Annotated in this window: 4 protein-coding genes; all 4 read right to left on the reverse strand. The window is 68.4% G+C overall.

Annotated features, from left to right (window positions below; translation table 11 throughout):
• Nucleotides 1-7: 7 nt before the first annotated feature.
• The 4 genes from AC07O3_RS20290 to AC07O3_RS20305 are packed head-to-tail and all read right to left on the reverse strand — an operon-like array spanning nt 8 to nt 6,390.
• On the reverse strand, nt 8-1,327 hold the full coding sequence (locus AC07O3_RS20290; protein ID WP_495340183.1) for an HlyD family type I secretion periplasmic adaptor subunit: 1,320 nt from the start codon (nt 1,325-1,327) through the stop codon (nt 8-10).
• Nucleotides 1,311-3,431, reverse strand: a complete 2,121-nt coding sequence (locus AC07O3_RS20295) for a type I secretion system permease/ATPase (protein ID WP_495340184.1) — start codon at nt 3,429-3,431, stop codon at nt 1,311-1,313. The genes AC07O3_RS20290 and AC07O3_RS20295 overlap by 17 nt, the downstream gene beginning before the upstream one ends.
• Complete coding sequence (locus AC07O3_RS20300; protein ID WP_495340185.1) at nt 3,428-4,864, reverse strand: TolC family outer membrane protein; 1,437 nt, start codon at nt 4,862-4,864, stop codon at nt 3,428-3,430. The genes AC07O3_RS20295 and AC07O3_RS20300 overlap by 4 nt, the downstream gene beginning before the upstream one ends.
• On the reverse strand, nt 4,861-6,390 hold the full coding sequence (locus AC07O3_RS20305; RefSeq protein ID WP_495340186.1) for a tryptophan halogenase family protein: 1,530 nt from the start codon (nt 6,388-6,390) through the stop codon (nt 4,861-4,863). The genes AC07O3_RS20300 and AC07O3_RS20305 overlap by 4 nt, the downstream gene beginning before the upstream one ends.
• Nucleotides 6,391-6,430: the final 40 nt, after the last annotated feature.

A 6,430-nucleotide genomic window follows, 5' to 3' on the forward strand; every position in this document is an offset into this window, starting at 1 on the left:
CTGCTCCTCAGCGCTCGCGCAAGGCTTCGCGCGCCTTGTTCAGCGGCTTGACCAGATAGTCGAGCACCGACTTGCTGCCGGTGTGGATGTCCACCGTGGCGATCATCCCGGGCACGATCGGGAAGTTCTTTTCGCTCCCGTTCTTCAGGTGGTCCGCGTCGGTGCGGATGTACACGCGGTAGTAGTACACGTCGCGCTTCACGTCGTCCTGGATGGTGTCGGGCGAAATGGTCGTCACCTTGCCCGGCAGGCCGCCGAAGATGGCGTAGTCGTATGCCGTCACCTTCACCGTCGCGTCCTGCCCCGGGTGGATGAAGGCCACGTCGCGCGGCGAGATGCGCGCCTCGACCAGCAGTTTCTCGTCCAGCGGCACGATCTCCATGAGCTTGCCGCCCGGGGGCAGCACGCCGCCCACGGTGGTCACGGCGATGTCCTTCACGATGCCGCGCACCGGCGAGGCGAAGGTCAGCCGGGTGAGTGAGTCGGAGCGCCCGCGCGTCACCGAGCGCTGTGCCTCGATTTCGGCATTGGCCTTGGCAAGCTCTTCGCGTGCCTTCACGTAGTACTGGCTCTTGATGTCGGCGGCCTTGGTCTCGGCCTCATTGATCTGGCGCTTGAGGCGCAGCACCTCCACATCGCTCGCGGCGCCGCGCGACACCAGCGGCTCGGTCAGCGCGAGTTCGCTGCGCATCAGCGCCAGCGCCTGCGTCACGCCGGCGAGGCTGCTCGCAAGCTGTTCGCGGCGCGAGCGGTAGAGCGCGGTCTCGGTGCGCACGAGGTCGTCGTCCGACTGCACCTCCGGCGGAAACGCCAGCGGCATGCCGCCCACCTCGGCCGCGAGGCGCGCCGACATGGCGAGCGCGGCGCGCACGCGCGAGGCGCTTTCCTGCACGGTCGACTCGGTCTTGGTCCTGTCGAGCTGCGCGAGCACCTGCCCCGCATCGACGATGTCGCCCTCGCGCACCTTCAGGTCCACCAGGATGCCGCCTTCGAGCGACTGGATCATCTGCTCCTTCGACGAGGGCACCACCTTGCCCGTGCCGGTGGACACCTCGTCGAGCTTGAAAGACCACGCCCAGGCCAGCAGCGCGACCAGCGCCGTCCCGACGATCCACACGACCAGCGAGGCGCGCGGCAGCGGCGGCTCGGCTGGCGAATAGCTCACTACGGGAGGCGTCTTCGGGCTCGGAAGCTGTGCTCCCTGCTTGCCCTGCCCGACCTGTGTTCCCTTTGTGCCTTGCGGGTCAGCAACCCCGGCCGCGGCACCGGCCACCACCGCCACGCTGCGGGCACCTCGTGGGCGGGTTGTCTCAGGCGTTGTTGCCATGCGAAAGCTCTCCAATAATCCGGTCCCTCGGCCCGTCCATCACGATGCGGCCGCTGTCGATCACGATGATGCGGTCCACCCAATGCAGCACCGGCATGCGGTGCGTTGCCACCACCAGCGTGCGCGACCCCAGCCAGGCGCCCACCGACTCGATCACCTGGCGTTCGGTGACTTCGTCGAAGTGCGCGGTCGGCTCGTCCAGCAGCAAGACGGAAGGCTGGCGTATCAGCGTGCGCGCGAGCAGCAGCGCCTGCCGCTGGCCGCCCGAGAGTCCGAGTCCGCCTTCGTGGATCAGGTCGTCCAGCCCCTCGGCGCGCGACTGCACGAAGGGCAAGGCGCCCGCCATCGTGATGGCCTCCAGCACCTGCGCATCGGTCGCCAGCGGCATGCCCATGGTGACGTTTTCGCGGACGGTGCCGTAGAAGAGCCGCGCGTTCTGCGTAAGCAGCCCCATGTCGCGGCGCAGGTCGGCCGGGTCGATCAGCGAGAGGTCGAGCGAATCGAGCGCCACGTTGCCGCGCTGCGGTACCTGCAGGCCGGCCAGCAGCTGCAGCAGCGTGGACTTGCCCGCGCCCATGCGGCCCAGCAGCGCGACCTTTTCGCCGGCCTGGATCTGCAGCTGCGCGCACGAGAATGCCGGGCTCCTGTCGTCCTTGCCGTAGCGAAACTCGACGCCCGTGACGTTGTAGCGACCCTGCAGCGCCGGCACGTGCACCATACGCGCGCTCTCGGGCTGGTCGACCGGGCGCTGCATGAGCTGGTCGAGCCCGGCGCGCGCCACCTTGGCCTGCTGCCAGCGCGCGAACACGCCCGACAGCTGCGCCAGCGGCGAGATCATGCGCGACGCGAGAATCGACGAGCCGACCAGCGCGCCGGTCGTCATGTCGCCCCGCATCACGAGGAAGCAGCCCGCGAGCAGCATCACCGCGTAGACGATGGTCTGCACCTCCTGCGTCCAGGTCATTAGCAGGCCCGTGAGAAAGCGCTGTCGCATGCTGACGCCGGCAGAGACCTCGTTGGCATGGTTCCACTGGTTCTGGAAGCGCGGCTCGGCGCGCATGAGCTTGATGTCCTCGATGCCCTCGACGGCCTCGACCAGCAGCGCGTTGCGCAACGCCGATTCGCGCATGCCTTCATTGGCCAGCCGCGCGAGCGGCTTCTGGATCAGCAGGCCCGGAATGACCAGCAGCGGCACCGCCGCCAGCGCCACCAGCGCGAGCGGGCCGGCCACCATCCACAGCACTACCAGGAAGAGAAAGAAGAACGGCAGGTCGGCCACCGCACCGATGGTGGTGGAGGTGAGCAGCTCCCGCACCTGCTCGACCTCGCGCACCTGCGCGATGAAGGAGCCGGTGGACTTGGAACGCGCGTCGGTGCGCACCCGCAGCGCATGGCCGAAGACGAGGTCGGACACCTTGAGGTCGGCGCGCTTGCCGATCACGTCGGAAATGTGCGTGCGCGACATGCGCAGCAGGAACTCGAAGGCCACGGCGAGCATGACGCCGCCGAACAGTACCCACAGCGTGGGTTCCGACTGCGCGGGCACCACGCGGTCGTAGATCTGCATCGAGAAGATCGTCGAGGCCAGCGCCAGCACGTTGGCGAAGACCGAGGCCAGCACGATGTCGCCGTAGCGGCGCCAGTCGCGCAGGGCGATGGCCCAGAACCAGTTGGGCTTGTAGGGCTTGACATAGTCGTCCACACGCGCGTCGGGCACGGCGGTGTTGGGCCGCAGGATGGCGACGCGCTTCGCGCGCCGGCGCAACTCATCGATGGGCAGCGCCGTCTCCAATCCGTGGTCGCCGCCTTGCAGCACGCCCAGGCTGCCCTTGCCGTCGGAAGCGCGCACGACACCGATCTCGCCGTTGTCGAACTCCACCACCAGCGGCAGCCGCCACGGGTCGATCTGCGCGTTGGAGAACGCGTCCAGCCGCAGCGCCAGGCCAAGCTGCCGCGCCATGTGGTCGAGCAACGTGTCGAACGGCGCGCCGCGCTCCCATGCAAGCGAGACGCGCACGCTCTCTTCTGAAGCGCCAATGCCGTAGTGGCGGGCGACGAAGAGCATGGCGTCGAGCCAGCTCGTGTACTGCGGGGGCAGACTCATGGAAGCAGTTCCATTCCTTGGACGGTGGTGTTGTTGAGGCCGTAGTACGTGCGGCCCTGGCCGGTGGCGCCGATGTAACCAATGCGGCTTGCCCAGAGGTCGTGCAGCACGCCCTCTTGCTCAGCTGCGGCCTGGTGGATCTCCTGCTCGGCATTGAGCAGGTCGAGGATGGAACGGGAGCCGAGCTTGTATTGCTCGCGGTAGAGGTCGCGCGCCTCGCCGATGCTTCGGCGCCTATCTGCGAGCACGCCCAGGCGCTCCCGCGCGCCGATGACCTGTTCCCGGAAATTGCGCGCCAGGTCGCCCGCGTTCAGGCGGGCGGTTTCGACGCGCATGCGCGCGGCCTCTTCGGCGGCGACTGCTGCGCGCACCTGGGCGTCGAGCGCGCCGCCCTGGTAGAGCACGCTCGAAAGATTGAGCATGACCGAGTGGTACATGCCGTTGCGTTCCAGCGTGCTGGGGTTCACTCCGCCCATGGCCTTGTTGGCGGAAACGTCGAGGCTGATGGTGGGGTAGCGCTGGGCCCTGGCCACTTCGACCTGGGCCGAGGCCACGCGCCGCTCTGCCTCTGCAGTCAACACATCGGGCATGAGGCTGGCGTCGGGTAGCTGGTCGATGCGCAACTCGCTGGCCAGCCGTTCCGGCAGCGGAGCCACGGCCGGCGGTACCGACTTGCCCAGCAGCGTGCCCAGACGCTCCCTCCACTGCGCGAGCTGTGACTTGACCTGCAGCAGATTGGCACGCGCGCTGTCGACGCGCGACTCGGCCTGGATCGGGTCGGCCTTGGTGCTGATGCCCGCGCCGGCGCGCAGCCGTGCCGTCTCCAGAACCTTCTCGACGGCATTGACCTGCTCCTGCGCGATCGCGACCAGCGACTGGTAGCGGTGCGTCATGACGACGGCCTCGGCCGCCTGCTGCGCGACGGTATCGATCTGCTTGAGGATCGCGGCCTGCTGGCGCCGCACCTGTGCCTCCGACTGGTTGACTGCGCCGTCGACTTTGCCGAAGTCGTAAAGCATCTGGGATACGGAGGCCGTGGCCAGTGTGCCGGCGCCGCGCCCCCGGCCAGCGCCGGATGCACCGTTGTTGGCGCCCCCGCCCATGCCCACGCGCACCGTCGGGTAGTAGCCGGCGCGCGCCACGTCGACGCCGCCCGACTGCTGCGCCAGCGCGGCGATGGCGTCGGAGATGGACGGATGGCGCGCCACCGCCTGGCGCACCGCATCGGTCAGCTCCAGCGGCGTCGTGGTCTCGGGCGCCGAGGGCAGCTCGGGGCCGGGCCGCACGCCCATGTCCCGGGCCAGCGCGCTCGGTGCGAGCCGCCGCGCCACCGTCAATCCGCCGGAGATGATCTGCGCAGCGGCCGGCATGCTGGCGAAGGCCAGCCATGCGGCTGTGGAGGCCGCGCAGAAGGCGGTAGGGCCTGGTTTCACTCGGGTCGCTCCTCTTTGGAAATGCTGTCGGCCGCGCCAAGCTCTCGCAGCCGGTTCATGTAGATGGCCACGCGCTGGCGGCTGGCGGCCGGAAGGCTCGCCAGTTCGGCAGCGGCGGCCTCGGGTGGCACCACGCCCAGCGGCGCGGCCACGAACAGCCAGTTGATGACGTGGAAGATGCCCTGCCATCCGTGGATGGCGTAGTTCTGTACGTCGATGAGCCGCGGCGTGCGCTGCTGGAAGCACTGCCGCAGCTCGGAGTAGCTGGGCGGCAATGGCAGGGCCGCCACGTCGCGCCAGAAGGCTGTGTCGCGCCGCGGGCAGTCGTAGTGCATGCGCAGGAAGTCGCGAATGCCCGACCAGCACCGCGCATTGGCTTCGTTGAAGCCATCAATCAGGTGGCCCGACACCACGCCGTCGCCGGCGGTGACGATGCGCTCGAAGTTGCGCAGCTGCTCCAGCATCTGGCCGATGGAGGTTGCCTCCAGCGGCTCCACGAAACCCGAGGCCAGCCCGATCGCCATGACGTTGCCGACCCACACCTGCTCGAAGTGGCCGGGCTCGAAACGCAGAGTGCGCATCGGCTCGACATCAGGGCCGATGCAGCGATGGATCTCGTCGATGACCTGCGTCTCGTCGGTGTGGGCGCTGCTGAAGACATAGCCGGCGCCGACGCGCTCGACCAACGGGATCTGCCACATCCAGCCGGCCGGCATCGCGATCGCGCGCGTCACCAGCGACGGGTTCTGCTGCGGATGTGGCATGTGAAACGGCACGGCGCGGTCGAGCAGCAGATGCTCGGAAAACGAGCGCCAGCGAATGCCGAGCTTCTTGCCGATGCCCAGACGTGCCGGCCCCGAGGCGTCGATGAGCAGGTCAAGGTCGATGATTTCGCCGTCATCGATGCGCACGCCGCGCGCCATGTCCTGCGCGTCGCACATCAGTTCCTCGACGTGGGCTTGCTGGTGCACCACGCCGCGCGAGACGGCCACGCGGCGCAGGTAGTCCGCCAGCTTGTGGCTGTCGAAATGGAACGACGCCGACAGGCCCGACCTTGCTCCGAGCTGCAGCATCGCCGCCGCCTCCTGCTGCGATGCATTCGACGCGATCGCGGCAAAGCCGGGGATGTAGCGGTGAAGCTCGACGCCCTCGCGCACCATGCCGGAGAACAGCGGACGGAAGCCGCCCTCCATCCAGTCGGTTTCCTGCAGGCCGGGCCGACCGAAGAGGTGGTAGTAGCGGTCGTCCTCGGCGCCGGTGCGCCAGCCTTCGTAGGAGAAGCCCAGCTTGAAGGCCGCGCCAGTTTCGCGCACGAATTCGTTGACGTCGATGCCGTTGCGGCGCAGCGCGTCGATGAGGTTGAGCAGTCCGCCCTCCCCCACGCCGACGATGCCTATTTCGGGCGACTCGATCACCCGGATCTCGACCTGTGGTGCGAACACGCGGCGCAAGGTCAGGGCCGCGAACCAGCCTGCGGTGCCGCCGCCGATGACGACGGCGCGGGTGGCATTGCGAAGATTGAGCATGTGTATGTTTCCCTGGGCCGGACCGGGAAAAAGGGGCACA

The sequence above is a fragment of the Variovorax sp. GW821-FHT09D05 genome (assembly GCF_059416325.1).